This window comes from Kitasatospora sp. NPDC048545, from assembly GCF_040651155.1.
Classification (GTDB): Bacteria; Actinomycetota; Actinomycetes; order Streptomycetales; family Streptomycetaceae; genus Kitasatospora.
This window is the reverse complement of the sequence record NZ_JBEZIQ010000049.1, coordinates 1-25,684: the sequence shown is the minus strand read 5'-3', so window position 1 is coordinate 25,684 and position 25,684 is coordinate 1. Positions and strand designations below refer to the sequence as shown.

Below are 25,684 nucleotides of genomic sequence, written 5' to 3'. Positions count from 1 at the left end.
GGGCACCGGAGAACCCCGCCTCCCCCAGGTGGTCCAGCAGGGCCTGGACCGTGCGGCTCCACGGACCCGCGGGCCGCCGGACCGACCCGCACGACGTGGTTGACGCCGCCGCCCGCCAGCGCGTCCCCGTCCGACCGCCGCGATGCCGTCATGCGGAGCCCCCGTGGCCGCCGCTGCGACCGGCAGGCCCCCGCTCCCGACTGCTGACCGCCCGTCCACTCATGCCGTGCATCATGCACCACCTGCTGCTCGACCCCACTACCGGTGAAGGCGACGGGGGCGAGGAACGAGCCGCTTCCGCCGGGGGCGCCCCGGGCCGGTCAGGCGTCGAGCACCTGGCCGTCGCGCTTGACGACCGGCCCCTGCGTCGACCACGGGAACTCGATCCAGTGGTCGGTCCGCTTCCACACGTACTCGCACTTCACGAGCGAGTGCGACTTCTCGTAGATGACGGCGGACCGCACCTCGGCGACGTGACCGAGACAGAAGTCGTGCACCAGCTTCAGCGTCTTGCCCGTGTCGGCGACGTCGTCGGCGATCAGGACCTTCTTGGCGGTGAAGTCGATCGCCGCGGGGACGGGCGCCAGCATGACGGGCATCTCCAGGGTGGTGCCCACGCCCGTGTAGAACTCCACGTTCACGAGGTGGATGTTCTTGCAGTCCAGCGCGTACGCCAGACCGCCCGCCACGAACACACCGCCACGGGCGATGCTCAGGATGAGATCGGGCTCGTACCCGTCGTCGGCGATCGTCTGCGCGAGTTCGCGCACCACCCGACCGAATGCCTGGTAATCCAAGGTCTCGCGCACGTCAGTCACACCGCCCAGTGTCCTCGGCCGCCGGCCGGGCGGGGAGCACCGGCACGCCGGGGAGCGGAAGCAGAACGAGCGCGTGCGACGAAAACCGGCCCCCACCGCGTTAGAGAGACATGGACCGCTCAACCACCCCGGACTTCCGGGAGTTCGCCGCGGCACGGGGGCAGCACCTGGTCAGGACCGCCTTCCTGCTGACGGGCGGCGACGCGCACCTCGCCGAGGACCTCGCCCAGGAGGCCCTCGGCAAGCTCTACGGGAAGTGGCGCCGCGTGGCGCGCCTGGACAACCCCGCAGGCTACGCCCAGACCGTCCTGGTCAACACCTTCCTGTCCCACCGCCGGCGCCGCAGCAGCACCGAGCACGTGACCGACACCTTCGCCGAGGCCGCGGTCGCCGACTCCGACCCCGCCCTGCGCCTGACCCTGTTGCGGGCGCTGGGCGAACTGCCCCCGCCGGACCGGGCCGTCCTCGTCCTGCGCTTCTGGGAGGACCGCAGCGTCGAGGACACGGCGCACGTCCTGCAGCTGAGCGCGGGCGCCGTACGGTCGCGCAGTTCCCGCGCCCTGACGCGGCTGCGTGCCGTGCTGGGCACGGAGTTGGACGACCTCGCCCGCTCCTGACCGAACCGCGTCCACCGCACCCACGAACGAGATGAGGAGTCACGGCATGTCCCCGGACGACACCTTCGCGCGCCTCCTGCGCGACGCCGCCGACCTGGCCCCCGCCCCGTCGGCGGCCGGCCTCGCCGACGGCGCCCGCCGGCACCACCGTCGGCACCGGCGCCGCCAGGCGGTGCTGACCGGCGGCGCGGCCCTCACCGCGGCCGCCGTCGTCGCCCTGGCCGTGTGGCACCCGGGCGCCGACGCGGGCACCGGCACCGCCACGGCGCCCACTGCCGGGTGGCCCGAGCAGATCACCGCCCGGTTCATGACCGACACGCTCACCTCCGTCCTGCCGCCCGGCCGGATCGGCGCCACGAACGGCAACGGCGTCGGTGACGGGCCCGTCCCCGGCCTGCCGCCGTCCGCGTTCCTGCTCTACGACGACGGCAACGGCGCCGGCATGGTGAACCTGACCATCAACCGCGTCGCCCTGCCGATCACCGACGCCACCCGGGGCACCCAGTGCGTCGACCCGGTCGAGGCACCGAGCGAGGGCTGCGAGCGCACCGTCCTGCCCGACGGGGGAATCGTGGTGGTCGACAAACTGGCCCCCGACGCGCAGGCCCAGGTCACCAAGTGGCAGGCGACCTACACCGGCACCGACGGGCGCCAGGTGGGCATCTGGGAGGTCAACTCCACCAGCTTCGGGCCCCCGCTGTCCCGCCCCGCCCCACCGCTGACCAGCGCACAGCTCGTCGCCGCCGTCACCAGCAGTGCCTGGAACCCGGTCTTCGCCAACCCCGCCCCGACCGGGGCCACGGGCACCGCACCCGCCGCGTCCGGACCGGCACCCGCGCAGATCCTGGCCACCGCCGCCACCCTGCTTCCGCCCGGCGCCGTCACGGACAGCGGCGCCGCCCAGCACACCCCGGGCCAGGCCCACCTCTCGCTCACCCTGGAAGGCCGGACCAGCATGCTCGCCGTCCACATCCGGCCCCGCCCGGGCGACAAGGCCGAAGCGGCCCGCGAACGCGAGGCGTTCGAGCAGGACACGTCGGGCACCCTCACGCACGCCCCGGACGGGTCGAGCGTGCTGGTACGGGAGACCGGCGCGACCAAGACCGGCGCAGGCCCGACGCTGTGGTGGAGCGTGGAGGTCCTGCACCCGGACGGCACCCGCGTCCTCGCGACCGAATGGAACGGCACCAGCGAAGCCCAGGCACTCCCGGGCACCCCGGCCCTGACGGTCGACCAACTCAGGGCCATCGCCACCGCCCCCGCCTGGCACCCCTGACCGGTCCCTGGATCACGAGGCAGCCTGTCAGCAGGCCGTCCGGCACCGGCACGCCGGGGAACGGAATCGCCGGCCGTGACCCGGCGGCGGCGAGCCGGAGCGTGCCTGGCATCCTGGCCGCATGGACGCTGATGCCCTGATCCGGGTTCACCGGGCGGGCGTGCAGGCCCTGTAGGCCCTGTCGCCAAGCGGCGGGTGCGTGCGTCCTGATCTCCGCTCAGGCCGTCGAATACCGACTGTCACCGGACAGGGGATACGCTCTGGCCCACGGCCATCGGTTGATCTCCGTCTGTCGCCACAACGCACGATGATCGAACGGTGGCCGCACCCGTGCCCGGCAGGTCACCGATGTCGCCCTGGACGCGCAGCCGAGCGAGGCGGAGAGCGCCGGGATCGACGCCCTGTGCGAACCGGGCCGCGTCTACGGCCCGTAGTGGGACGGCCCGTCCCGGGAGGACGGCCCGTCCCTTCGCCGGCGGCTCAGCCCTCCGTCGACCCGGCATGCCGTCTCATGCCGCGCCGAGCAGGAGTGCGAGCGCGCCGGCCGTGCCGGGGTGCCTGCCGAGCAGGGCCGAGCCCGTCGGGGTGCCCGGTGCCGCCCAGGTGCCGTCGCAGCCGAGGAGGGCCGCGAGGGCGTCGCAGGTGCCGGGGTGCGTGGCGAGCAGGGCGGATCCCCGGCCGGCGGGTTCGATGCCGGGTGTGGCCGGTTCGGGCGCCGTCGCGCGCCACGGCGGGACCCAGGCGTCCAGGGCGGGGAGCCGGCCGGGGAAGAGGCGTCCGGCTTCTCGGGTCAGCAGGGGTGCCAGGTCGGCGCCGCCGACGCGCAGGGTGGCGATGAGGGTGGGCAGCCAGGGCAGCAGGACCGGGTCGGGCAGCCGGGCGAAGGCGTTGGAGACGGCTTCGACGACGAGGTCGACCAGCCCCGGGACGGGCTCCAGCGCGTGCAGGAGCCCGCTGAGGTAGCGGGGGTAGGCGGGCAGCATGAGCGGGTTGCCGAGCAGTTCGGCGCAGCGTTCGCGCAGGTCATGGCGGGTGAGGCGGCCGAGGTGGACCTGTGCGGCCCACAACAGGGCGACCTTCGACGGTTCCTCCGGGTGGGACTGCGCGACGGCCAGTTCCAGCTGGGTGCGGTCGCTGCCGAGCGAGAGTGCCAGGCTCTCCATGCCGAAGAGGAAGCCCAGGGTCGCCGCGACCTGACGCACCGTCGCCGCCTCGTCGGTGAAGGCCGTCGGCAGCAGGGTGCAGTAGTGCGCGTACCCGGTCTTGGCGAACCGTTCGATCCACTCCGGGAGGACGGGTTCGCTGGTGCGGTAGAAGGCGAGCAGCTTCCGCACCCGGCGCAGTACTTCGGGCGCGCCGTCGACGCTGCGTTCGGTGGACAGCGCCTCCAGTGCCCGGGTGCCGAGTTCGTCGGCGAGCCGGCGGCTGCCCAGGTAGCGGGTGGCGTCCTCGACGGTCCGCAGGACGACCGCGGCGTCGGCCTGCGGGGAGTTGGCGTCGCGGCGCAGTCGCTGTTCGAGGACCTGTTCGAGACTGACGCCTTCGTAGCCGAGCTGGATCAGGGCCCGTTGGTGGGTGCCGAGGGAGACGTCCCAGGACTCCTGCACGGAGGTCTCGCCGAGGGTGCGTTCGCCCATGATGGGGCGGGCGGCGTCGGGGATCAGGTGGCGCAGCATCCAGAGCACGTCGGAGCAGGGCCGCAGGCCGGGGTCGGACTTGAGGTCGAGCAGGGCCCGTTTGACGCCGCGGGCCTGGAGGTTCAGGCCGAGCGGGGCGAGACGGTCGTGGACCTCACGGGCGAGCGGTGGCAGTGATTCGTAGCCGACCTGGCCGATCCGGTCGCCGCCCATCATGATCTCGACGAGGCGGCGGACGTCGCGCCGGCCGGGGACGGTGTCCTTCTCGATGCAGGTGACCGCCGCGTCCTCGAAGTCGTACGGGGTGGGCTTGGCCCGGTCGCGCATCCCGGCGAGCAGGATGGCGGTCTCGTACACGGCGATGGCGTCGGCGGTGGAGGCGAGGTAGCCGTTGCCGCGGGCGGCGCGCACGATGTCGACGGACCAGCCGAGCAGTTCCTCCTGGTCGAGCCGGTCGAGGGCGGGCGGGCGCTGGAGGAACCGGGACAGCTGGTCGGTGGCGTCGGTGTCGGGCACCGGCGTGGGCGCGGCGGTCCTGCGTGCCCGGGGGGAGGTGAGGCCGGCCTTCGCGCCCGCCTTGGCACCGGCCTGGCCCTTCAGCCGGTAGGGCTGGGTGCGGGTGCGCTTGAGGTTCTTCGCCCAGTGGGTCGCGGCGATGGACACGGAGCCGCGTTCGAGGCCGAACTGCGCCTCGATGGCGGAGTGGCTGGAGGGGATCAGGCCGTACTGCCACTCGGTGGCGGTGCGCGGGGAGACGGTGAAGGTGTCGGAGCCGTGGAGTCCGAACTCGGCCACGCGGCCGGCGGCGTGGAACGCGCCGCAGACGTACACGCTGTCGGCCGGGTCGGCGCCGGTGGCGGCCAGGTGTTCGCGGATGCGGGTCCACATGTACCGTTCGCGGTCCTCGTCCACGCGGACGCGGTCCGGGTCGCCGGGTGCGAGCCGGCGGAACAGGCTGCCGATCAGGAACATGACCTGCCGGTAGGTGTCGTGGTCGGCGTCGCCGAGCGGCACCTCGACGTACTGGTGCCACCACTCCGACCAGTGCCGCACGTTGCCGTGGCGCAGGAGGTGCTTCTCCAGGTCGGCGAAGCGGGGCCGCAGGTCGCCGAGTTCGACGCCGACGGCGTCGCCGTGCAGCGCGGACTCCTCCTCGCCTGCGGCGGGTTCGGCCGGTGCGTCCAGCCGGGGCTGCCACTGGAAGACGTGGTCGCTGGACCGGTCGACGAGGACCAGGTCGACACCGGGCGTCTCCAGCGCGTAGGCGATGGCCTGGTACTCGGCGGAGGCCTCGGTGATCGGCGCGACGACGGACAGCGGCGCCCAGTCGGCAGGGAACCCGTCGATGCGGGTGGCGAACGCCTGGACCGCCACCGGCAGGCGGCAGTTGCGCAGTTCGGTGAGGACCGGCGTCATGTCCTCGCACAGCTCCAGGAACACCGTCCTGGGCTGCTTGGCGCGCAGCCGGCGGGCCATGGCGGTGGCGGAGGCGGGGGAGTGGTGGCAGACGGGGAAGATCTCCATCGGCTCGCGCAGGGCGCGGTCGACGTCGTCGACGAGGCCGTGCAGGATGCCGTCCAGGGCGCCGGGGCCTCCGGCGAACTCGACGGCGGCGTCGTGCAGTTGGGTGCGCAGGGCGGCGAAGGTGTCGGGTGCGGGGTGCCCGTCGCCGGCCGGCACCCGGGTGGTCGCGTCGCTCATGCGAGCGCCTTGAGGGTGTCGAGGCCGGCGTCGAGGAACTGCGGCCATTCGCCGCCCTCCTGCTGGCTGCGCGGGCCGACGACGCCGGTGAGGTACTTGGTGAGGATGGCCGAGTCCTCGGGGGTGCGGCGGGCGAGCGAGGCGACCAGGGAGGAGCCGAGGGCGCGGGCGGTGAGCGTGCGGTCGCCGAAGAAGTCGCTGTGCAGGACGGCGTCCTCCAGCACGCCGATCTGTTCGGCGGTGGAGAGCGCGGACTCCAGCCGCTCGTCGTCGCTGCCCGCCGTCGCGGCGACGTCGCGCAGGTCTCCGAAGCTGCGCAGGAGCACGTCCAGGAGGCTGGGCGGCACGTCCAGCTGCAGGTCGTGGCGGCGCAGCAGTTCCTCGGTGCGGAAGCGGACGATCTCCGCCTCGCTGGCCTTGTCGGTGACGACCGGGATCTGCACGAAGTTGAAGCGCCGCTTGAGCGCGGAGGAGAGGTCGTTGACGCCGCGGTCGCGGCTGTTGGCCGTGGCGATGACCGCGAAGCCGGGCTTGGCGAAGACGATGCCGTCCTCGCCGCCGAGTTCGGGCACCGAGACGTACTTCTCGGACAGGATGGAGATCAGGGCGTCCTGGACGTCGCTGGTGGAGCGGGTGAGTTCCTCGAAGCGGCCGATGGTGCCGGTCTCCATCGCCGTCATGATCGGGGAGGGGATCATCGACTCCCGGGACTGGCCCTTGGCGATCACCATGGACACGTTCCAGGAGTACTTGATGTGGTCCTCGGTGGTGCCGGCGGTGCCCTGGACGACCTGGGTCGAGTTGCGGCAGACGGCGGCGGCCAGCAGTTCGGCGAGCCAGCTCTTGCCGGTGCCGGGGTCGCCGATGAGCAGGAGACCGCGGTCGGAGGCGAGGGTGACGATCGCGCGTTCGACGACGCCGCGGTCGCCGAACCACTTCTGGGCGATCTCGCGGTCCGGGCCGTCGGATGAGTCGGAGCCGAGGACGAAGGTGCGGATCATCTTCGGGGACAGCCGCCAGGTGGACGGCTTCGGGTCGGTGTCGACCGACTCCAGGTAGTCCAGTTCGTCGGCGTACTTGGTCTCGGCGGGAGCGCGGAGCATGTCGGACATCGGGCGGGCGCCTTTCTGCGGCGGGGTCAGGGGAGGTGTGCGTCGGCGCGCGGGGCGCCGGGTCAGGTGAGGAAGGTCTTGAGCTCGTGGACGAGCTTGCCGATGTGGCCGGAGAGCACCGGGGTGCCCTGGTCCTTGAACCGTTCGCGGAACCACGGGTTGACGCTGCCGCGGCCCGAGCTGGTGACCGAGCCGACCGGGATGAACTTCGCCCCGGAGCGGTGCACGGCGGCCATCTGCTCGAACAGCTCGTCGCACTTCCACTCGTAGAAGTCGGATATCCATACGACGACGGTGTTGACCGGTTCGGCGATCTTGGGCCGGGCGAGCGCCATGGCGACGGTGCCGTCGGTGCCGCCGCCGAGCTGGGTGCGCAGCAGGGTCTCGAACGGGTCGTGGACCCAGGGGGTGAGGTCGACGGCGCGGGTGTCGTACGCCACCAGGTGGACGTCCACCTTGGGCAGGCCGGCGAAGATCGAGGCGAGGATGGTGCAGTTGACCATGGAGTCGACCATCGAGCCGGACTGGTCCACCACCACGATCAGCCGCTGGGGCGTGGTCTTGCGGGCGGTCCGCTTGTAGTGGAGCTGGTCGACGTACAGCCGCTCGTCGTCCGGGTTCCAGTTGGGCAGGTTCTTCCAGACCGTGCGCTTCAGGTCGAGGTTGCGGTAGACCCGCTTCGGCGGCACGGAGCGGTCGATCTCCCCGACCGTGGCCTTCTCGACCTGGGTGCGCAGCACCTCGGCGACCTCGTCGACGAAGCGGCGGATCAGCTTCTTGGCGTTGGCGAGCGCCACACCGTCGAGATTGCCCTTGTCGTGCAGCAACTGCTCGATCAGGGACATGCTCGGGGTGAGCCGGGAGGCGAGCTTGTGGTCGGCGAGGACCTCCCGCAGGCGCATCCGCTTGACCAGGTCGGCTTCGAGGCCGGCGAGTTCCGGGCCGATCACGGGGAGGAGCGTGGACAGGTCCGGGCTCCCCGAGCCCGTGCCGGCGCCCGTCCCGGTGGACGCGGCGCCCGCGCCGGTGCGGCGGCCGGCGCGCAGCTCGCCCGGCTTGCAGCCGAGCGCGCGCTCCAGCCACGCGGCGTCGGACTGCCAGCGGGACAGCTGACCCGCGCTCACCGCGCCGGAGCCGGTGGCGAAGGTGTTGAGGAGCACCTTGGAGTACAGGGCCGCGCGCCGGACCTCGGCGGCGCGGTCACGGCCGGCCGGGTCGGCCGGGTCGGTGTCCGGCGTCATCAGGCCCTCGATCTCCGCGGCCAGCCGGGGATGGCGCTGGACGAGGGAGTCGACGGAGACGCGCGGGTCCAACAGGCCCGCGGGCAGACCGATGTCCTCGACGACGGCCAGGCCGGCCGTCTCCAGAGCGGGCTGCTCCGCGGGGTCGAACAGGCGGGCCAGGAGGTGCCAGTACAGCACCTGACGGCGGTTCTCGGAGGAGTCCGCGGTGGGTGGGCCGCTGAGCCCCGAAAGGGGGGTGCCGTCGGGATCCGGAACGGGGGCGCCGTCGGGCGCCGGGGTGGGTGCGGTCATCGGTTCGGTCACTTCCGCAGCAGCTTCCCGGCGCGTTCGCGCAGCACGGCCACGGTGTCGGTGGCGGCCGCCTCGGCCTTGGCGCCGGCCTTGTCGGTGGTCCCGCCCGCCCATGCGCCGGCGTGTACGCCCACCGTCCGGCGTTTGACCGTGGTTTCCACGGCGAGCGGCTGGAGGGCGAAGGCCCCGGCGTCCCAGCGCAGCAGGCCGATGCACGCGGTGGACGCGGCCACGGCCTGGGGCGTGAGCGGCGAGGCCGCCGGGATCCGGCCGGTGTCGACGGTCAGCGGGTGGCCGGCCAGGGTGAACGTCAGCACGCCGTCGTCCTCGTGGGCGGTGTAGCCCTCCACGAGGACCGGTGCGGCCAGCCGGACGGGGTGCCGCTCCAGTGGCGCGAGCGGCGCGTCGAGGGCGGTGGGCAGGACGGCTCGGGCGGTCGCGAACGGGTCGGCCGGGGACGCGGGTTGCGCGCACTCGTCACGCCACAGGAGGTCGCCCTCGGCGGTGACCGGCAGGTCCGTCACCGTCATCGCGCGGCCGTCGCCGGCCGCGGCGAGGAGGGACAGCCGCGGCCGGAGCAGCTGCCAGATCCCGGCGCCGACGACGCTGTCCGGCTTCGGGGCCGACACGGAGGCCCGGACCAGACGCGGCGCGGAGCCGTCGGCGGGCTCCAACACCGCGAGGACCTGGGCCTGCGCGGCGGTCGCGTGCTCCTGCAGGTCGACACCGAGCGGCAGCAGTCGGCCGGTGACCGTCCCGGTGCTCGGCGCGGCGGTCATGCCGGGGTGCGTCAGGAGCAGGGCCCGCGACCACAGGTCCGCCCACCGGCGCACCGGCACGCGTTCCAGACCGGCCCCGGGACAACACGCGGCGAGTTCACCGGCGAACCCGTCGAGCAGGACCGCCAGTCGGCGCAGGTCCGGATCCGGGAGCATCGCGGTGACCACCTGCGCCGAGCCGGCCACCAGGTCGTGGTCCATGCCGTGCCAGCCCGCGCGGGCCAGGTCGGCGAGCCAGGCCCGGGCCGCGGACAGCAGGTTCGGTGCGTCCTGGGTGGCGGGGGCGGGGGCGGTCCACGCGGCGGTGGTCCGGCCGGTCGCCTCGGCGACGACCTGCCGGAGCGCGTCGTGCGCGGCGCCGAGCAGCGCGGTACGGGCCGCGGCCAGGGCGAGCAGGTGCTCCTCGTCCGCGGCACCGGCGGCCGCCTTCTCGGCGGCCGCGGCGACGGTGGCGGCGAGCGGGGAGGCCGCGACGGCACCGGCGAGATCGGCGAGCGCCCGGGCCTGGGCGGGCTGCGGGCGGAGCAGACCGTCCGTCAGCACCCGGTCGAAGGCGTCGACGACGGCGAGGGCCTCGTCGAGACCGGCGACCGGCGAGGAGAGGACGTCGGTGCGCATCACGCCACCGCCCGCGTCGTCGGGAACCAGTGCAGGTCGGGCAGCGGAGCGGTCACCGGGGCGTGCTCCAGGTACTCCAGGTGGTTCAGGAACCGGGCGAACACCGCGGCGGCCGGGGACGCGGCGGCCTTGGCCGGGCGGGCGGCGGTCATCGTGCCGCCGATGTCCCGGGCACAGGGGCTCTGCGCGCCGGTGTCCACCCGCAGGTAGCGGGCGACGCGCTCGCCGCCGAACTGCTCGACGGCCTCGGTGATCAGGGCGTCCAGGTGCTTGCAGTAGCTGCCCCTGGCACCGCCGCAGGGCCGGTTGTTGTTGGTGCTGCACGCGAACTCGAAGGTGCCGGCCGCGATGGCCGACACGTAGACCCGGCCGATGTCCGAGCCGCTGGAGACGACGCCCTGCAGGCGTCCGTCGGCCAGCTCCACGAACGGGACCTTGGCGAGCTTGCGCGGCCGGACGGGCGGGACCACCCGGGCCGTACTCGCATTCTCCCAGGCAGGCGAAAGCACACCATCTCCTCAGGATTCGGGGGAACGTACGCCGCAACGGCGGCGCTTGTGGTGATGAACGTAGTGGTGGCCACTGACACCGACGGTCGTCACCGGGCCCGGCGGTCGCGACCCTCTGACTGACGCCCTGTCGGGGCGGAGCAACGGCCGCTGCTGCGCACCCCGTTGACGGCGCCCCGGTGCGGCATGTGAAATGGCACATGTCACTGGTTCGCGGGTCGAGGTCCGCGGACCGAGGGTCACGTCCGCCGTGCGGCCGCGCCGCCCGAATTGGAACGTTCAAACGCCCCGCCCGGCGACACGTGATCGGCCCGCCGCCCCCACGGCACCGCGCGACGCCACATGACACCCCCACACACCCCCACACCCCCCACAGGAGCGCACGTGCGCCTGCTCCCGCACCGCCTCGCGGCACCCCTGCTCGCGCTGGCACTCGCCGCGACCGGCCTCGGAACCCTCGCCCTCGGCGCGGCCGCCCCGGCCGCCGCCCTGGGCAACGGCAACGCCCTCACCCCGCCCATGGGGTGGAACTCGTGGAACTCCCTCGGCACCGAGGTCACCGAGGAACAGGTCGTCCAGACGATCGACTTCATGGCCGCCAACGGCCTGGTCGCCGCCGGCTACGACACCGTCACCATCGACGACGGCTGGTCGCTGTGGCACCGGGACGGCCAGAGCACCGACTTCGTCCGGACCCCGAGCGGATCGATGCAGCTCTACGACGCCGCCGGGAACCCGGTGAGCGGCACCGACGGCACCGGCAACGACCCGACCTCCGGCCACCTCGTCCCGCGCCCCGACCACTTCCCCTCGCAGACCGTCGACGGCCGGACCGTCAACGGCATCCAGTACCTGGCCCGGTACGCGCACACCAAGGGCCTGAAGTTCGGCCTCTACGCCACCGACACCTACGAGACCTGCCAGATGCACCCCGGCAGCCTCGGCCACGAGACCACCGACGCCGCCGACTTCGTCGCCTGGGGCGTCGACTTCGTCAAGTACGACGACTGCCCCTACGGCCCGCCGATCACCGGCCCGGACGGTCACGACTACGGCACCCAGGGCATCGGCAAGGAGCTCACCCGCTCCGTCTACACCCGCGTGCAGACCTTCCAGCACGCCCTCGATGCCGCCTCCGCCACCCAGGGCCGCCCGAAGGTCACCCTCAGCGTCTCCGCCCAGCCCGCCCACACCGGGGTGCCCCACCTTCTCGACCCGGCCGATCCGGCCCGCACCGACCCGGTCGTCCGCAGCGCCGGGACGGCGCCGTTCACCGCGCCGGGCTACGCCCCGACGGGCGTGTGGTGCGGGCAGGTGGCCAACCTGTGCCGGATCGGCGGGGACCGCGACAGCGAACTCGACGGCGTGCTGTGGAACGGCCAGCTGCGCACCGCCCTGCAGTACCCCGGCAACGTGCGCCCGGGCAGCTGGAACGACCTCGACATGATGTTCACCGGCTGGAACGACGTGTACGGCCTCTACGGCACCACCGACACCTGCACCTGCCACAAGCCGTTCACCGACGACGAGTCGCGCACCGAGACCTCCGTCCTGTCGATGCTCGCCGCCCCGCTGATCTCCGGCGCCGACCTGCGCACCGCCGCTCAGTCGCAGCACAGCGCGGACGGTGCCACCTGGTCCACCGGGATCGGCGCGTCGAGCCTGGCGGTCCTCAAGAACGCCGACGTCATCGCCGTCGACCAGGACGCGCTCGCCAAGCCCGCGACGCTGGTCGGCGCCGCGCCGACGGACTCCAGGGCGCCGGTCGTGCTCAAGCGGCAGCTGGCGAACGGGGACACCGCCGTGCTGCTGGTCAACCAGGACCCGGACAACTGGCGGACGATCGGCAGCGACCTCACCGCGCTGGGGCTGACCGGCGCGTTCACGTACAAGGAACTGTGGACCGGCACGACCGGCACGGTCGCGGCCGGCGGCACCGTCGGCGGCGCCTGGGTGGCCCCGCACGGCGTCGCGATGTTCCGGCTCACGCCGAAGGCCGGCACCGTGCCGGCGGCGGTCGTGGGTGACGGGAAGTACCACGCGCTGGGCGCGGGCGGCACCGCAGGCCTGGTCCTGGAGGTCGCCGGCACGTGCAGCTCGCCGCTCACCTCGCCCGCCGACGTCAACACCTGGTGGCCCACGCACACCTCCGAGCAGTGGACCTTCACGGCCAACCCCGACGGCACCGTGCGGATCAGCGACAACTGCGACACGGCCACCCACGCCCACACCGTGCTGTCAGCGGGCACCGCGGCCGGCAACAGCGCCTACCTGCTGGACTACTCGCCGGGCAACGCGTGGCAGGAGTGGCGGGTCGACGGGAACGCCGCGACCGGCGCGCTCACCATCACCAACGTCGCCAGCGGCCTCGCGCTCGGCGCCGTCGGTGGCACGGCCGGCTCGACGGTGACCACCGAGGCCGTGAACGGCGCGGCGCCCGGGCAGAGTTGGAGCGTCCTGTCCTGATCGTGCAGTTCTTCCCAGGCAGGTCGCGAGGGCGGCACCGGGCCCACCAGGTGCCACCCTCCTGCCGCGGTCCCGCGCGCCGTTCCCGGTGCGCGGGACCTCTCGCACGCCTGCCGCGCGCCAGCCCAGCCTGCCCACGGTTTCCGCAGGGCAGGGCCTTCGGCGTCAGGCCCCGTCCCGAGAGCCCGCCCTGCCCCGCAGCCATACGACGCTGCCCCGCTCACCCCGGCTCACCCCGGCTCACCCCGCCGAGGTGGCCGGATGCCCGGCAGGGCCGGCTCGCCGTTCTCAGCGGAACGCGTCGGCGTGGCGGACGGCCCACTCGGCGAACCGGCGCGGGGGCCGGCCGAGGACCCGTTCGACGTCCGGGCTGACGCGCAGCTCGGACGGGTTGGGGGAGCCGAGGATGTCCAGGGTGTCGTCGGCGAGTTCGGCCGGCATGCTGCGGACCATCGCCGCCTTGGCCTCGTCGCGGGTGAGTTCGTGGAACCGTACCGGCGAGTCCAGCGCGGCGGTGATGGCCGCCGTTTGCCCGCGCGGCGTGATCACCTCCGGGCCGGTCAGCTCGTACACGCCGCCGCTGTACCGGTCGTCCAGCAGACAGGCGGCCGCGACCTCGGCGATGTCCGCCGGGTCGATGATCGGCACGCCGGTGTCGCCGAAGGGCGCGGCGACGGTCCGCCGGTCGCGGACGGATCCTGCCCACCACAGGGCGTTGGAGGCGAAGCCTCCCGGCCGCAGGACCGCCCATTGCGTCCCGGACTGCCGCACGGCGTCCTCCAGTTCGCGCATCGCGATCCGGGTCGGACCGAAGGGCCTGGTCGACACGCCCTGGGTGGAGAGCAGGACGACCCGGCGGACCCCGCTCGCCACCGCGCGCCGGACGATGCCGGCCGGATCGGCTCCGGCGGCGTGCAGGTCTCCGGAGAGCAGCAGGAACAGTGCCTCCGCCCCGGCCAGTGCGGGTTCGAGGCCGGCGGGTTCGGCCAGGTCGGCGGCGAAGTGGCTTACGCCGTCCGGTACTTGGGAGGAGTTCCGGGACACCGCCGTCACGTCCCGGCCCGCGTCCGCCAGCACCCGTACCAGCGGCCGGCCCACGTTTCCGGTCGCCCCGGTCACCACGATCATGATCAGCTCCTTGCCCGATGTCCTCGGTGTTCTCGGTGTCGTCGACGCGCTCCATGCGCTCGACGCGGTCGATGGCGATGACAGTAGGAGCCAGGCTTACATTTCGTAAGGACATACCTTTAGGTAAGCTCATGACATGACGGAAGGTGTGCAGTTCGGGCGGCCCGCTCCGGTGAAGCGCTATGAGGTGTTTCACACCGACTGTCCCGCACGGGCCGTGGTCGACCACGTGACCAGCCGGTGGGGTGTCTGGGTGCTGATCTCCCTGCGGAACGACGACCTGCGGTTCCACGAACTCCGCGAGAGCATCCGGGGTGTCAGCGAGAAGATGCTCTCCCAGACCCTGCGCGCCCTGGTCCAGGACGGCCTGGTCCGGCGGGAGGTCGAGCCGACCACGCCGCCCCAGGTCACCTACGGGCTCACGGAGTTCGGCCGGGAGCTCGGCGAGCCCCTGACCGACCTGTTCGACCGGATCACCCGCCGCCTGCCCCCGCCCGACGCCCGCTGACGCCACCCCGCCCGGGACTTCCCGACGAACCACCGGCCACCGGCTGCCGGGCCACCCCGGACGTCCTTCCCACCGTCGTCCGCGTCACCTGCTGTCCCGGGTGCTGCCCGGCAGCAGGCGTGTCGGTCAGTCAGATGACTGATGTGGGCCGCGCACGGCGTCCGGAAGAGCCGTGCGTGCCGGGGTTCCCGGCAGCGGGGGCCGTGAGGTCGCAAGACCGCGGGCCCCACCAGGACGATCTCCTGGTGGGGCCCGCGGTCACGTCCGTCTCCGGCCGTCTCCGGCCGGCTGCTGCCGGGGCCTGCGAGGCACCGGTCAGGCGCGGCGCCGGCTCAGCCGTACGGCGGCCGCGCCGGCCGCGAGGAACGCGGCGGAGAGGCCGAGCAGGACGGGTGTCTTCGGCGCACCGGTCTGGGCCAGCTCGCCGTGGTGGTGCCCGGCGTGCTCCTCCGGGGCCGAGCCGTGGTGGCCGGGCGTCATCTCGTGGCCTCCCTTGTGGGGCGGCCGTCCCGGGCCTTCCTCCTGCGCGACGAGCTTGATCTTGTTGAGCGCGGACTGCTGGTTGGAGAGGTGGTTGGACTGTTTGGCGGACTGGTTGTTGACGGCGCTGTTGTGTGCCGAGTTGTTCGAGTTGCTGGTGGCGGCGGCGATGTTGTTGGCGCTGTTGTCGAGGTTGTTGGCCACGGTGTTCTGCACGATGACGGTCACGTCGACGTGCTGGTCCTGGCCTTGCCCCTGGTGCTGGTTCTGCTGACCGTTCTGACCCTGGCCCTGCTCCTGGCCGCCGTGCTCGCCGTGCTCGCCGTGTTCCCCGTGTTCGCCGTGCCCGGCGGGGGCGCCGTGCTCGCCGTGCTCGCCGTGCTCGCCGTGCTCGCCGTGCTCGCCGTGCTCGCCGTGCTCGCCGTGCCCGGCGGGGGCGCCGTGCTCGCCGTGCTCGCCGTGCTCGCCGTGCTCGCCGTGTTCCCCGTGTTCCCCGTGCTCGCCGTGTTCCCCGTGCCCGGCGGGGGCGCAGGGCAGGCAGTGGCACTTGCCGGGGACGGGGCGGCTGACGTGCCCGTGGCCCTCGTGGCCGGGCCCGGCGCAGTTCTCGGTGCCGGCCGTTCCTGCTCCCGCCTTCGCGGGCAGCGTGGTCGGTGTGGACGGCGCCTGCCCCGCGAGCCGCTCGCCCTCGTCGGGCTGCACGGCATCGGTCTGTGCCCCGCCGGCTTCCCCGTCACCGGTCGCCGTCGGCGCGGTGTCGGGGTCGCCGTCGGTCAGGCGGAGGGCCGACGTGGAACGGAAGTCGCTGCGGCCGGTGAGGGTCCAGGTGTCACGGGCCGACGTGCCGCCCTGCTCGGCCATACGCAGAAGGCTGTCGACCCATTGGCCCTGAGCCGTCGCCGTGCCGGTGTCGGCGACGGGCGAGGCGTATGCCTGGCCGCCCGTGCCCCAGACGAGGGCGGCCGAGGTCAGCCCGGACAGGACCAGGGCGGTGATTCGAGTACGCATGATGCTCCCGGAAGATCCGTAAAACGGATCTTCCGTATACAGTTCCGCGCCATCCGGCGAAGACACGCGTCGCTGTTGAGTCACCGCTATGGCCCAACGAGATACGGCAAACGGACGTACGCTCTCCGCCCGGCCCGGCACCTCGCTCCCGCACCCGCGTCAGCCCTGGAACCAGCCCCGCGACACCCGTACCGGCCGCTGCCCGACCACCCGTACGGCGGACGGCATCCGCGCCGGTCCGCTCCGCCCACCGCCGCCTGACCGGGTGCATCCGGCCAGGGAAATCCCACTCCCCGCCGGCGCATCCCCGAGGCGTTTCGTGACGGTGCGTTACCGGCGGTGGCGTGCGGGGGCGGTGAACCGTGGTGACCATCCCTTCCATGAGCATTTCGATCCCGGCAGCAGTCCTTGCCGGCTGCACCACTGCCCTGCTCCTCCAGCCCGCGGCCGTCGCCGTGGACGGTTCGAGCAGCCCCACTGCCACGCTGCGCACCTCCGTCGGCGGCGGCTCGGTCACCTCACTGGCCTTCGGCGCCGGGGGCGTCCTCGCGCCCCGGGAAACCCGTCCGTTCGAACTCCTCGGTGTTGTCTGGGACGGTGCCCCCGACGCCCTCGCCCAGGGGTCCGTACGGGTCCGCACCCGCGACTCCGCCACCGGCCGCTGGAGCGACTGGCGTCAACTGGAGGCCGACGCCGCGGACGCCCCCGACACCGTGCCCCGCGGCGCCACCGCCCCGCTGTGGGCCGGCCGCAGCGACGGCGTTGCCGTGGACGTGCGTCCCGGTCCCGCCGGACTGCCGCGCGGCCTGCGGGTCGAACTCGTCGACCCCGGGCAGGGAGCCGCCACCACCGACCGGCAGACCGTGCCCGAACGCCCGGCCGGACCCACCGACACCGCTGGGCGCCCCGAGATCGTCACCCGCGCCGGCTGGGGCGCGGACGAGTCCATCCGCGAGGCGGGATTCGGGTACACCGGCCCGGTCCGGGCGGTCTTCGTCCACCACACGGCGAGTGCCACCGATTACGCCTGCAGCGACGCCCCCCGGATCATCAGATCGATCTACCAGTACCACGTCCAGAGCAACGGCTGGCGGGACATCGGCTACAACTTCCTGGTCGACCGCTGCGGCACCGTCTACGAGGGCCGCGCCGGCGGCGTCGACCAGCCCGTCCTCGGTGCCCACACCCTCGGCTTCAACAGCAACTCGGCCGGTGTCTCCGCGATCGGCACCTACACCTCGGACGTCCCACCGCAGGCGCTGCAGGACGGCCTCGCGAAGATCGCGGCCTGGAAGCTCGGCCTCACCGGCCAGATGGCCGGTGGCACCACCCGGTTGACCTCCTCCTCCGACGGCAGCCGGTATCCCAAGGGCACCGTCGTGGACTTCGACACCATCTCCGGCCACCGCGACGGCTTCGCCACCGAGTGTCCCGGTGGAGCCCTCTACGCCAGGCTCCCCGCCATCCGCAGTGCGGCTCTGATCCTCCAGGACGGCTGAGCCCGCCGGACGGCCGCGCCGAACTCCCGGACCGCACGGACCGCACGGACCGTACGGCGGTGCGCGGCAGGGCCGAGCGGGCCGGTGCGGCAGCTCGACGGGTTCGTACGGAACGCGGACGGGGTCCGGCACCGGGGGAGGTGCCGGACCCCGTCCGACCGTGGAGCGCCAGGCCGGGGCCGGCCCGGGCAGGAACGCTTCCCGACAGAGCGCCGGGCCGGCTGCCCGGGTCAGGGACGTTCGAGGTACTGGAGCACGCCGCCGACGGAGAAGCAGAGGGCGCCCGTGAGGGTGCCCCAGTCGGCGATGTCCGCGTTGACCAGGCTGCCGGTCGCGGGGCGGGTGTAGGCGGCGAGTGCCGACACCATGAAGAGGACGGATCCGAGCTGGTTGACGGCGGTGATCCACCAGCCGAGGCTGCGGCGGCGGACGCAGGGCAGGCGGGTGTGGCAGATCTCGACGAAGGCGAGGTGACCGGAGATCAGGAAGAGCACGCAGCCGATGACGTCGGGAGTCCAGATCAGCCGGTTGACCTGCTGGACGTTCAGCCCCTGGAGGAAGGAGTCCAGCAGGTTGACGCCGAACACGAGGGTCCCGGCGAACAGGGCGGACGCGCTGAGCCAGTCCACCCGCATCGGCTCGTAGCTCCACCAGCGCCAGCGGCGGGTGACCAGCCGGCCTTCGCCGCCCGGGACGTGCCGGGGGGCGTTGACGACCTGGAGCAGGGAGACGTACCCGCCGGTGTTGAAGAAGAGGCCGCCGGCGAAGTAGATCGACGCACAGGTGGTGGCGTCGCCCCCGCCGAACTGGGCGACGGCGGCGCCGGCCGCGAACAGCGCTCCGCCGATGACGAAGGCGGTGGCGGCGATGGCGTTGAGCCTGCGCAGCCGGGTGATCGCAACGGCGTCGGCGCTGGCGTGCCGACGGGCCGGGGCACCGGGCGGGTGGACGGCGATGAGTCCGCGCCGCCGGGCGAGTCGTGACTCCCAGACGGCGGTGCCGCCGCCGGGCGGCCGCCAGGTGAGCCGGGTGGTGAACGGTCCCGCGCCCTCGGCGCGCTGCTCAGGCTGCCCCACGGGCCGAGACTAGCCCGCCTGCCGGACCACCGGGGTGGCGAAACACCGGTCGCCGACGCAACGGGTCGTGACACCGTGTGACCCGGCCACCCCACGGCCCCCGCCTGCGGAGCCCCGCCACCCCCCGTCCGCGGAGCCCGGGCAGCGGGGCAACCCGTCCGCGCTGCTCCGTCAGGCGTCGCCCCGGGCCCGTCGCTAGCATGGGAGCCGCCGCACGAACGGCAGGAACCGGCCCCGTTTCCCCAGGAACGGGGCCGGTCCACAGGTGATCCGCCGGCAGTCGATGCGCGGACGCACCCCGGAGGGATGGCGAACCGTGAGCAGTGCGCCCGTCGGCGGGTCCTCGCGCTACCTGGTGCTGTCGGCGATGATCTTCGCCGTCGCGATGACCTTCATCGACCAGACGATCGTGTCGATCGCCGTACCGAACATCCAGCACGAGCTGAAACTGACCAGCACGGGGGTGCAGTGGGCGGTCAACGCCTACCTGCTCACCCTGGCGGCGTTCTTCGCCTTCGGCGGTCGGCTCGCCGACACGGTCGGCCACCGCCGGATGGTGGTGGTCGGGGTGCTGGTCTTCGCGGGCGCGTCGGCCTGTTGCGGTCTCACCCCCACCGGGAGCCTGGCCGAGGCGTGGCTGATCGCCTTCCGCGCCGTCCAGGGCTTCGGCGGCGCCCTCATGTTCCCGGCGGCGCTGGCGATCGTGGTGCAGAACTTCGTGCTGCGCGAGCGGGGGCGGGCGCTGGCCCTGTTCTTCGGCATCGCGGGCGGTCTGACCGCGATCGGGCCGGTCCTCGGCGGCTACCTGACCGAATGGACCTGGCGGGCCATCTTCTGGGTGAACCTGCCGGTGGCCGCGATCGCGCTGGTGCTGATCGCGATCTCGAAACCGGTGACGCAGAGCCGGCCGGCGCCCATGGACTACCGCGGTCTGGCGCTGATCGCCGGTGGTGTCGCGCTGAGCGTCTTCGGGTTCCAGCAGTCGCAGGTCTGGGGCTGGTCGAACCCGGCGATCGGGCTCTGCATCGCGGCCGGCGTTCTGCTGCTGGTCGTCTTCGTGTTCGTCGAGAAGCGCACCGCCTCGCCGCTGATCCAGGTGGACATCTTCCGCATCCGGGCGTTCTCCGTGCAGAACCTGGTGCTCGGCATCTCGATGCTGGTCTTCGTCCCGGTGTTCTTCTTCTCCAGCGAGTACGCGCAGATCGCACTGGGCGACTCCTCCTCGACCGCCGGCATCTTCCTGCTCTACTTCTTCATCGGGTTCGTGATCGCCTCGCAGATCGGCGGCCGGATGCTCGACCGGGGCGGCGCGAAGCGGCCGGTGGTGCTCGGGTGCGTCCTGGCCGCGTTCGGGTTCTACCTGTGGGCGGGCGACGTGACCACGCTGAGCTTCAGCGACCAGCAGTGGGACATCGTGCTGGCCGGCGCGGGCATGGGCTTCATGCTCTCCCCCGCCAGCACGGACGCGGTCAACCGCGCCTCGCGGCTGTCCTACGGCGAGGCGACCGGCATCACCCAGACGGTCCGCAACTACGCCGCGAGCCTGGGACTGGCGGTGCTGGGCACCGTCCTGGTCACCGACCTGCGCTCCCGGCTGACCGACTCGCTGGTCGCCCAGGGGCTGCCTCCGGATCAGGCGGCCGCCACGGCCGCACACCTCTCCCAGGTCCAGGCGCAGAGCGGCGGGAGCGGGGGCACCGCGAGCATCCCGCCGTTCTTCCGGGCCGACTTCGCCCACGCCACCCAGACGGTCTTCTACTGGATGGCGGCGATCATGGCCGCGGCCGCGGTGGTGGCGATCGTCGGCCTGCGTCCGGGCGTGCAGGCCGAGCCGTCCGCCGAGGAGCAGGAGCCCTTGCCTGCCGGGCGCGAACCGGGCCAGGGCTGAGCCGGGGCGCTCCCGGTCGCGGCCGCGGCCGCGCCTGCCGCGCTGCGAGGGCCGTCAGCCGAGTTCCTCGGCGAGTCCGACGACGATGCCCTCGGGGCCGCGGACGTAGCGGAGCCGGTAGCCGGTAGCCGGTCGGGGATGCGGGCTGAGGGCCGGTCGTGGGCCCGGGGCTTCGCGGCTCATTACCGGCCGTGCTCGCGCAAAGGACCGTTCATGCGGGATCGGACCGCCCGCGAACGGCCTGGAACGTTCCCGCTGTGGTGAACGCGTCGGTGATCGGCGCGATGAGCGCGGCGAAGCGGCGGGCGCCCGCGTTGCCGATCGGTGCCCACAACGCGGCGCAGTGCTCGTCCGTTTCCACTTCGATGCGCTCGCGTGCCGCCCTGCCGGCGTCGGTGACCACGGCGTCGGAGTCGAGCCAGCCGCGTGCGACGAGGCGTGCCGTCGCCGCGTTCCACTCCTCGTCGTCCCACTGACGGGTCGCTCGTGCGAGAGCCGTCGGGAGGGGGCCGGTCGCGGTGTGCAGAACGAGGCAGTCGCACGGCCCGAGGCCGTTGTCGGCGAGTACGACGAGATGGGCGTCGCCGCGCCACTCGCGCGCCACCGTGATCTGCTGCCAGAGCGCGACGAGGGGATCGGGGGGAAGCCCGACCGAGGCGTTCGCGGCGGCCAGCACCTTTCCGGCGTAGTCGGCACCGGCGACGACCGGGTCGATCAGCGAGCGGGCCTCGGCACGGTGGTCGTCCGTGAGACGTACGTCGACGCGCCGCATCGCCCGTCCGGCGGCCAGGAAGCGGGCGGCCTGCCACCGCTCGGGCGGTGCGGCGTCCCACACGCCCGCCATGGCCCGTACTGCCCGCGGGCTGAAGTTGTAGAAGGCCGCGAGCGTGACCTGCCACGGAACGCCGCCCATCGCGGCCGACCGGAAGGCCAGGTAGGCCGGCCCGCGGTCGGTCACGCCGAGCTCGGCCGCCTGCTCGGCGGTCTCGGGGGCGAGGTGGATGAACAGGTGGGCGGCGCTGACGGCGTGGCTGACGGTGCGGACGGCGTTCAGGTCCATCGGGCCGTCGCCGGTACGGGCGGAGGCGGGAAGGGGGTCGAGGTGCATGGCGGTGGTGTCTCCGGGAGTCGGGTGGCGCTGTCGTGCGGGAGTTTCGGCAGTGGCGACCGGCACCGCGCGTCCGAGGGGTGTCGAGGGCATGCACCACGACGAAGTGACGGTGGCGGACGTCCCTGCCGACTACTGAATCGACGATAACACGGATAATCGATTATCCAGTGGATCGTCTAGGATGAGCTCATGACTCAGACGGCGCACTCCTCGACCCCGCCGGGGAAGCAGATGCTCTCCGAGCAGGTCTACGCGCACCTGCGGGACGCGATCATGCGCGGGGACCACGCCCCTGGTGCCCCCCTCAAGCCGCAGGACCTTGCCAGGGAGCAGGGCGTGAGCCTGGCCGTGGTGCGCGAGGCGCTCGTGCGGCTGGTCGGTGAGGGGCTCGCCGACCGGCTGCCCAACCGCGGCTTCGCCGTCCCGTCCTTCTCCGACCGCCGCTGGCAGGAGATCGCGGAAGCCCGCCGGACCGTCGAACCGGTCGTACTGCGCATGTCCATCGAGCGCGGCGACGTCGACTGGGAAGCCCGCGTGCGGGCCTCCCACCACCGACTGGCGCGCACCCCGGCGTACGAGCCGGAGGAGGGCGAGTACTACACCGGCGCGTGGGCCGAGGCTCATCGGGCCTTCCACCGCACGTTGCTGGAGGGGTGCGGAAACCACGCACTGCTGGAGACCTTCGACCGGTTGTGGACCGCGAGTGAGCTGGCCCGCCGTTGGTCGGCGCACCGCAACCCCGACCGGGACGGCGCCGAGGAACACCGCAGGCTGGAGGAGGCTGCGCTGGCCCGCGACGCCGACACCGCAGCCGAGATCCTGGTCCGGCACCTCACCCTGACCGCGGCCGCTCTGACCGACGACTCCGGTCAGGCCCTCCAGGAGTGCGCCACGACGGCGAGGTCGAGGCGGGAATCCGGCTCCGGCTCGAACCGGCCGTAGGGGTTCACCTGGGTCCGGAAGAACGGGGACGGGGACGGGGCCCGTCGGCCGGCGTCGGTGAGCCGCGCGGGTCGAACCCGGCGATGTCGACGTCTCAGTCCGCCGGCGCGTGGAGCCCGCGCTCGGAGACGGCGGGCGCCGCCTTCAGCACGCCGAGCAGGCGGGCGACCTCGGTGGCGACGGCGGCGCGGGCGGGCCCGAGGTAGCGGCGGGTGTCGACCAGCCGGGTGTCGTCGGCCAGGGCCCGGCGGACGGCGGTGGTGAACACCCGGTTGAGGTGGGTAGCTATGTTGACCTTGGTCATGCCGGCGTCCACGGCGGCGGTGAGGTCACGGTCCGCCACGCCGGAGGAGCCGTGCAGCACGAGCGGGACCGGCACTGCCTCGTGCAGCCGTGCGATGAGTTCGAAGTCGAGGACCGCGTCGCGGGTGAGCATGGCGTGGGAGGTGCCGACGGCCACCGCGAGCGCGTCCACGCCGGTGGCGGCGACGAATGCGGCGGCCTCGGCGGGGTCGGTGCGCACTCCGGGGGCGTGGACGCCGTCCTTGCCGCCGACCTCGCCGAGTTCGGCCTCGACCCAGACGCCGGCGGCGTGACAGTGCCGGACCACCTCGGCGGTGGTGCGCACATTCTCCTTGTAGGGGAGCGCGGAGGCGTCGTACATGACCGAGGTGAGGCCCAACTGCACCGCTTCGTGGACGAGTTCGATGGAGGTGGCGTGGTCGAGGTGCACCGCGACCGGTACCTTCGCGGCACGGGCGACGACCAGGGTGGCGGCGGCGATCGGGGCGAGGGCGCCGTGGTAGCGGACGGCGTTCTCGCTGATCTGCAGGATGACCGGGGCACCGGCGGCTTCGGCGCCGGCGACGACGGCCTGGGCGTGTTCGAGGTGGATGACGTTGAACGCGCCGACGCCGCGCACGGCATCGGCAACGGGTCCGGCGGCGATCGCGCCGGTTCCGGTCAGGGGCACGGGTCGGGCTCCTCTGCTGCGAAGGGTGCGAGATGCCGGACGTTCACGCGGGGGCGCAGGGCCCGGTGGACGGCCGGGTCGAAGTCGCCCGCGAGCGGTGCGGCGACGGCGGCCGCGGAGAGTGCCACGGCCTCGGCCAGCCGGTCGGGCCAGGGGGTGCGGGTGACCAGGCCGAGGGTGAGCGCGGCGACCGCGGCGTCGCCGGCGCCGGTGGGGTTGCCGGCCAGCCGCTCGGGTCCGCGGGCGTGCCAACTCCCGTGCGGCGTGACGGCGATGACGCCGTCGGCGCCGAGCGAGGCGACCACCGCGCCCGCTCCGGCGGCGTGCAGGGCGCGGGCGGCGGCGACCGGGTCGGCGAGGCCGGTGGCGGCGGTCAGTTCGTCGGCGTTCGGCTTGATGAGGGCCGGTCCTGCCGGAAGCGCCGCGCGCAGGGCCGCCCCGTCGGCGTCGAGTACGGCCGGGACGCCGTGTGCGTGTGCGTGCCGGAGCAACTGGGCGTAGGCGTCCCGGGGGAGGCCGCGCGGCAGGCTGCCGGAGAGGACCACCGCGGCGGCGCCCGGTAGCAGCGTGTCGAGGTGATGGAGGAACCGCTCCCACTCCTCGACACCCACCACCGGTCCGGGTTCGAGCAGCACGGTGGTGTCCCCGACGCTCTCCTCGACCACGGCCACCGTCCGCCGGGATTCACCAGGGATCGCCAGCATGCGGTCGGTCAGTCCGGCGGCGGCGAGTTCGGCGCGGATCGCCCGGCCGGTGATGCCGCCGACCAGCCCGGTGACGACGGTCGGGTGACCGAGGGCGTGCAGGACCCGGGCGACGTTGACGCCCTTGCCGCCCGCACGCTCGGCCACCGCCCGGACCCGGTTGCTGCCGTGCGGGCGCAACCGGTCCAGGTGGTGGGTGATGTCCAGGGCCGCGTTGGGCGTGACGGTGAGGATCACGTCGCCGCTCCCGCGCCCAGGAGGTCCCGCGCGAGCAGTCCGGCCCCGAAGCAGCCTGCCTCGTGGCCGAGTTCGGCGGGTACGAGATCCGGCATCGCCTGGAAGGCGAGCCGGGCGCCCAGCGATTCGCGCAGCGGCGCCAAGTACGGCTCACCGGCCCGCGCCAGGCCGCCGCCGATCACGACGCGTTCCGGGTCGAGCAGGGTGACCGCGCTCGCCAAGCCGTCGGCGAGCGCGTCGACGGCTTCCTGCCGGACGGCGGTGGCCGTCCGGTCCCCGGTCGCGGCGCGCTCGGCGACCTGCCGGGCGGTGACGTCCCGTTCGCCGGTGGCGGCGGCGTAGCGGCGGGCGATGGCGGCGGCCGAGAGGTGCACAGCCAGCTCCTTGTATCGAGGATGCCGAGGAGACCTGCGCACCAAGTGCACTGTTACTGCGCATTAATGTCAATAGAACCGGCAAATGCTGCAACTTTGAGCAGAAATGCCAGGGGTGCCATCACCGGCCGCGCCGCACCGCCGTGAACCGGCCGTCGCCGACGGCCCAGCGGCCGCGGCGCATCACGGCGACCAGGTCGTAGGTCCCGGAGTCGACCACGACGAGGTCGGCGAGCTTGCCGGTCTCCAGCGAGCCGACGGAGTCGCTCAGGCCGAGCAGCCGGGCCGGGGTCGTGGACAGCGACTCGACGGCCTGCGGCAGCGTCATCCGTCCCGCGGTCAGGGACCTTCGGAGGACCCGGTCGAGGGTGAGGGTGGACCCGGCGATGGAGCTGCCGTCGGGGAGCCGCGCGACGCCGTCCTTGACCTGGACCTGGAGGGGGCCGAGGGGGTAGAGGCCGTCGCCCATGCCGGCGGCGCCCATGGCGTCGGTGATGAGGGCGACGCGGGAGGGGCCGGCGGTGTTGTAGGCGAGGTCGAGGACGGAGGGGTGCAGGTGGACGCCGTCGTTGATGAGTTCGACGGTGACCCGGTCGTCCTCCAGGAGGGCGACGATGGGGCCGGGGGCGCGGTGGGCGATGGCGGGCATGGCGTTGAAGAGGTGGGTGGCGACGGTGGCTCCGGCGTC

Annotated in this window: 22 protein-coding genes; 7 read left to right on the top strand and 15 right to left on the bottom strand. The window is 73.3% G+C overall.

The window, feature by feature from the left end:
* Window positions 1-320: 320 nt before the first annotated feature.
* Entirely contained in the window at window positions 321-818 is a 498-nt protein-coding gene (locus tag AB0D10_RS34435) for a phosphoribosyltransferase (protein WP_360263119.1), read from the bottom strand.
* A 110-nt stretch (window positions 819-928) separates the two neighbouring features.
* On the opposite strand from AB0D10_RS34435, the gene AB0D10_RS34430 reads away from it, so the two are divergent.
* Window positions 929-1,435, top strand: coding sequence for a SigE family RNA polymerase sigma factor (locus tag AB0D10_RS34430; RefSeq protein WP_360263116.1), 507 nt, complete (start codon window positions 929-931; stop codon window positions 1,433-1,435).
* Between the two features lie 46 nt (window positions 1,436-1,481).
* Window positions 1,482-2,711 (top strand): hypothetical protein, encoded by a 1,230-nt coding sequence (locus AB0D10_RS34425; RefSeq protein WP_360263114.1) that lies wholly within the window; start codon window positions 1,482-1,484, stop codon window positions 2,709-2,711.
* A gap of 509 nt (window positions 2,712-3,220) precedes the next feature.
* Here the strand turns inward: AB0D10_RS34425 and AB0D10_RS34420 are convergent.
* The 5 genes from AB0D10_RS34420 to AB0D10_RS34400 all read right to left on the bottom strand — a co-directional run bounded on the left by AB0D10_RS34420 (window position 3,221) and on the right by AB0D10_RS34400 (window position 10,602).
* Window positions 3,221-6,049: a hypothetical protein gene (locus AB0D10_RS34420; RefSeq protein ID WP_360263111.1), complete on the bottom strand. Its 2,829-nt coding sequence runs from the start codon at window positions 6,047-6,049 to the stop codon at window positions 3,221-3,223.
* On the bottom strand, window positions 6,046-7,161 hold the full coding sequence (locus AB0D10_RS34415) for an AAA family ATPase (RefSeq protein ID WP_360263108.1): 1,116 nt from the start codon (window positions 7,159-7,161) through the stop codon (window positions 6,046-6,048). The genes AB0D10_RS34420 and AB0D10_RS34415 overlap by 4 nt, the downstream gene beginning before the upstream one ends.
* A 62-nt stretch (window positions 7,162-7,223) precedes the next feature.
* A complete protein-coding gene (locus tag AB0D10_RS34410; protein ID WP_360263105.1) occupies window positions 7,224-8,696 on the bottom strand; it encodes a VWA domain-containing protein in 1,473 nt (490 codons plus the stop codon).
* Window positions 8,697-8,704: 8 nt separating this feature from the next.
* Entirely contained in the window at window positions 8,705-10,123 is a 1,419-nt protein-coding gene (locus tag AB0D10_RS34405; protein WP_360263228.1) for a hypothetical protein, read from the bottom strand.
* Entirely contained in the window at window positions 10,093-10,602 is a 510-nt protein-coding gene (locus tag AB0D10_RS34400; protein ID WP_360263103.1) for a hypothetical protein, read from the bottom strand. The genes AB0D10_RS34405 and AB0D10_RS34400 overlap by 31 nt, the downstream gene beginning before the upstream one ends.
* 384 nt (window positions 10,603-10,986) lie before the next feature.
* On the opposite strand from AB0D10_RS34400, the gene AB0D10_RS34395 reads away from it, so the two are divergent.
* Window positions 10,987-13,068 (top strand): hypothetical protein, encoded by a 2,082-nt coding sequence (locus tag AB0D10_RS34395; protein ID WP_360263100.1) that lies wholly within the window; start codon window positions 10,987-10,989, stop codon window positions 13,066-13,068.
* 288 nt (window positions 13,069-13,356) lie between these two features.
* On the opposite strand, the gene AB0D10_RS34390 is transcribed toward AB0D10_RS34395, so the two are convergent.
* Complete coding sequence (locus AB0D10_RS34390; RefSeq protein ID WP_360263097.1) at window positions 13,357-14,196, bottom strand: NAD(P)H-binding protein; 840 nt, start codon at window positions 14,194-14,196, stop codon at window positions 13,357-13,359.
* Window positions 14,197-14,332: 136 nt separating this feature from the next.
* Here AB0D10_RS34390 and AB0D10_RS34385 point away from each other — a divergent pair, with 136 nt between their 5' ends.
* Window positions 14,333-14,704, top strand: a complete 372-nt coding sequence (locus AB0D10_RS34385; RefSeq protein ID WP_360263094.1) for a helix-turn-helix domain-containing protein — start codon at window positions 14,333-14,335, stop codon at window positions 14,702-14,704.
* Window positions 14,705-15,019: 315 nt separating this feature from the next.
* Here the strand turns inward: AB0D10_RS34385 and AB0D10_RS34380 are convergent, their stop codons facing one another.
* Entirely contained in the window at window positions 15,020-16,192 is a 1,173-nt protein-coding gene (locus tag AB0D10_RS34380; protein ID WP_360263091.1) for a hypothetical protein, read from the bottom strand.
* Window positions 16,193-16,572: 380 nt separating this feature from the next.
* Here AB0D10_RS34380 and AB0D10_RS34375 point away from each other — a divergent pair, with 380 nt between their 5' ends.
* Entirely contained in the window at window positions 16,573-17,691 is a 1,119-nt protein-coding gene (locus AB0D10_RS34375; RefSeq protein WP_360263088.1) for a peptidoglycan recognition protein, read from the top strand.
* Between the two features lie 230 nt (window positions 17,692-17,921).
* Here the strand turns inward: AB0D10_RS34375 and AB0D10_RS34370 are convergent, their stop codons facing one another.
* Window positions 17,922-18,767: a hypothetical protein gene (locus tag AB0D10_RS34370; RefSeq protein ID WP_360263085.1), complete on the bottom strand. Its 846-nt coding sequence runs from the start codon at window positions 18,765-18,767 to the stop codon at window positions 17,922-17,924.
* Between the two features lie 316 nt (window positions 18,768-19,083).
* Here AB0D10_RS34370 and AB0D10_RS34365 point away from each other — a divergent pair, with 316 nt between their 5' ends.
* On the top strand, window positions 19,084-20,655 hold the full coding sequence (locus tag AB0D10_RS34365; RefSeq protein WP_360263083.1) for an MFS transporter: 1,572 nt from the start codon (window positions 19,084-19,086) through the stop codon (window positions 20,653-20,655).
* A gap of 54 nt (window positions 20,656-20,709) precedes the next feature.
* Here AB0D10_RS34365 and AB0D10_RS34360 read toward each other — a convergent pair whose 3' ends face one another.
* A complete protein-coding gene (locus tag AB0D10_RS34360; RefSeq protein WP_360263081.1) occupies window positions 20,710-20,838 on the bottom strand; it encodes a hypothetical protein in 129 nt (42 codons plus the stop codon).
* 28 nt (window positions 20,839-20,866) lie between these two features.
* Complete coding sequence (locus AB0D10_RS34355) at window positions 20,867-21,763, bottom strand: hypothetical protein (RefSeq protein ID WP_360263079.1); 897 nt, start codon at window positions 21,761-21,763, stop codon at window positions 20,867-20,869.
* 192 nt (window positions 21,764-21,955) lie between these two features.
* Between AB0D10_RS34355 and AB0D10_RS34350 the strand changes: the two genes are divergently transcribed.
* On the top strand, window positions 21,956-22,708 hold the full coding sequence (locus AB0D10_RS34350) for a GntR family transcriptional regulator (protein ID WP_360263077.1): 753 nt from the start codon (window positions 21,956-21,958) through the stop codon (window positions 22,706-22,708).
* A 94-nt stretch (window positions 22,709-22,802) separates the two neighbouring features.
* On the opposite strand, the gene AB0D10_RS34345 is transcribed toward AB0D10_RS34350, so the two are convergent.
* From AB0D10_RS34345 to AB0D10_RS34330, 4 genes are all read right to left on the bottom strand, one after another.
* Entirely contained in the window at window positions 22,803-23,681 is an 879-nt protein-coding gene (locus tag AB0D10_RS34345) for a class II fructose-bisphosphate aldolase (RefSeq protein WP_360263075.1), read from the bottom strand.
* The gene (locus tag AB0D10_RS34340) at window positions 23,672-24,622 is read right to left on the bottom strand and encodes a 1-phosphofructokinase family hexose kinase (protein WP_360263073.1); all 951 of its coding nucleotides are present in this window, start codon (window positions 24,620-24,622) and stop codon (window positions 23,672-23,674) included. Before AB0D10_RS34340 ends, AB0D10_RS34345 begins: the two co-directional genes overlap by 10 nt.
* Entirely contained in the window at window positions 24,619-24,996 is a 378-nt protein-coding gene (locus tag AB0D10_RS34335) for an ROK family protein (protein WP_360263071.1), read from the bottom strand. The genes AB0D10_RS34340 and AB0D10_RS34335 overlap by 4 nt, the downstream gene beginning before the upstream one ends.
* 121 nt (window positions 24,997-25,117) lie before the next feature.
* The coding region (locus AB0D10_RS34330; RefSeq protein ID WP_360263068.1) for an amidohydrolase family protein at window positions 25,118-25,684 on the bottom strand (567 nt) is incomplete at its 5' end.

Excerpts from the sequence above, each read along its gene's own strand:
- AB0D10_RS34430 (WP_360263116.1), top strand. The coding sequence starts at position 929 with ATGGACCGCTCAACCACCCCGGACTTCCGGGAGTTCGCCGCGGCACGG.
- AB0D10_RS34425 (WP_360263114.1), top strand. The coding sequence starts at position 1,482 with ATGTCCCCGGACGACACCTTCGCGCGCCTCCTGCGCGACGCCGCCGAC.
- AB0D10_RS34420 (WP_360263111.1), bottom strand. The coding sequence starts at position 6,049 with ATGAGCGACGCGACCACCCGGGTGCCGGCCGGCGACGGGCACCCCGCA.
- AB0D10_RS34415 (WP_360263108.1), bottom strand. The coding sequence starts at position 7,161 with ATGTCCGACATGCTCCGCGCTCCCGCCGAGACCAAGTACGCCGACGAA.
- AB0D10_RS34410 (WP_360263105.1), bottom strand. The coding sequence starts at position 8,696 with ATGACCGCACCCACCCCGGCGCCCGACGGCGCCCCCGTTCCGGATCCC.
- AB0D10_RS34390 (WP_360263097.1), bottom strand. The coding sequence starts at position 14,196 with ATGATCGTGGTGACCGGGGCGACCGGAAACGTGGGCCGGCCGCTGGTA.
- AB0D10_RS34385 (WP_360263094.1), top strand. The coding sequence starts at position 14,333 with ATGACGGAAGGTGTGCAGTTCGGGCGGCCCGCTCCGGTGAAGCGCTAT.
- AB0D10_RS34380 (WP_360263091.1), bottom strand. The coding sequence starts at position 16,192 with ATGCGTACTCGAATCACCGCCCTGGTCCTGTCCGGGCTGACCTCGGCC.
- AB0D10_RS34375 (WP_360263088.1), top strand. The coding sequence starts at position 16,573 with ATGAGCATTTCGATCCCGGCAGCAGTCCTTGCCGGCTGCACCACTGCC.
- AB0D10_RS34360 (WP_360263081.1), bottom strand. The coding sequence starts at position 20,838 with ATGAGCCGCGAAGCCCCGGGCCCACGACCGGCCCTCAGCCCGCATCCC.
- AB0D10_RS34355 (WP_360263079.1), bottom strand. The coding sequence starts at position 21,763 with ATGCACCTCGACCCCCTTCCCGCCTCCGCCCGTACCGGCGACGGCCCG.
- AB0D10_RS34350 (WP_360263077.1), top strand. The coding sequence starts at position 21,956 with ATGACTCAGACGGCGCACTCCTCGACCCCGCCGGGGAAGCAGATGCTC.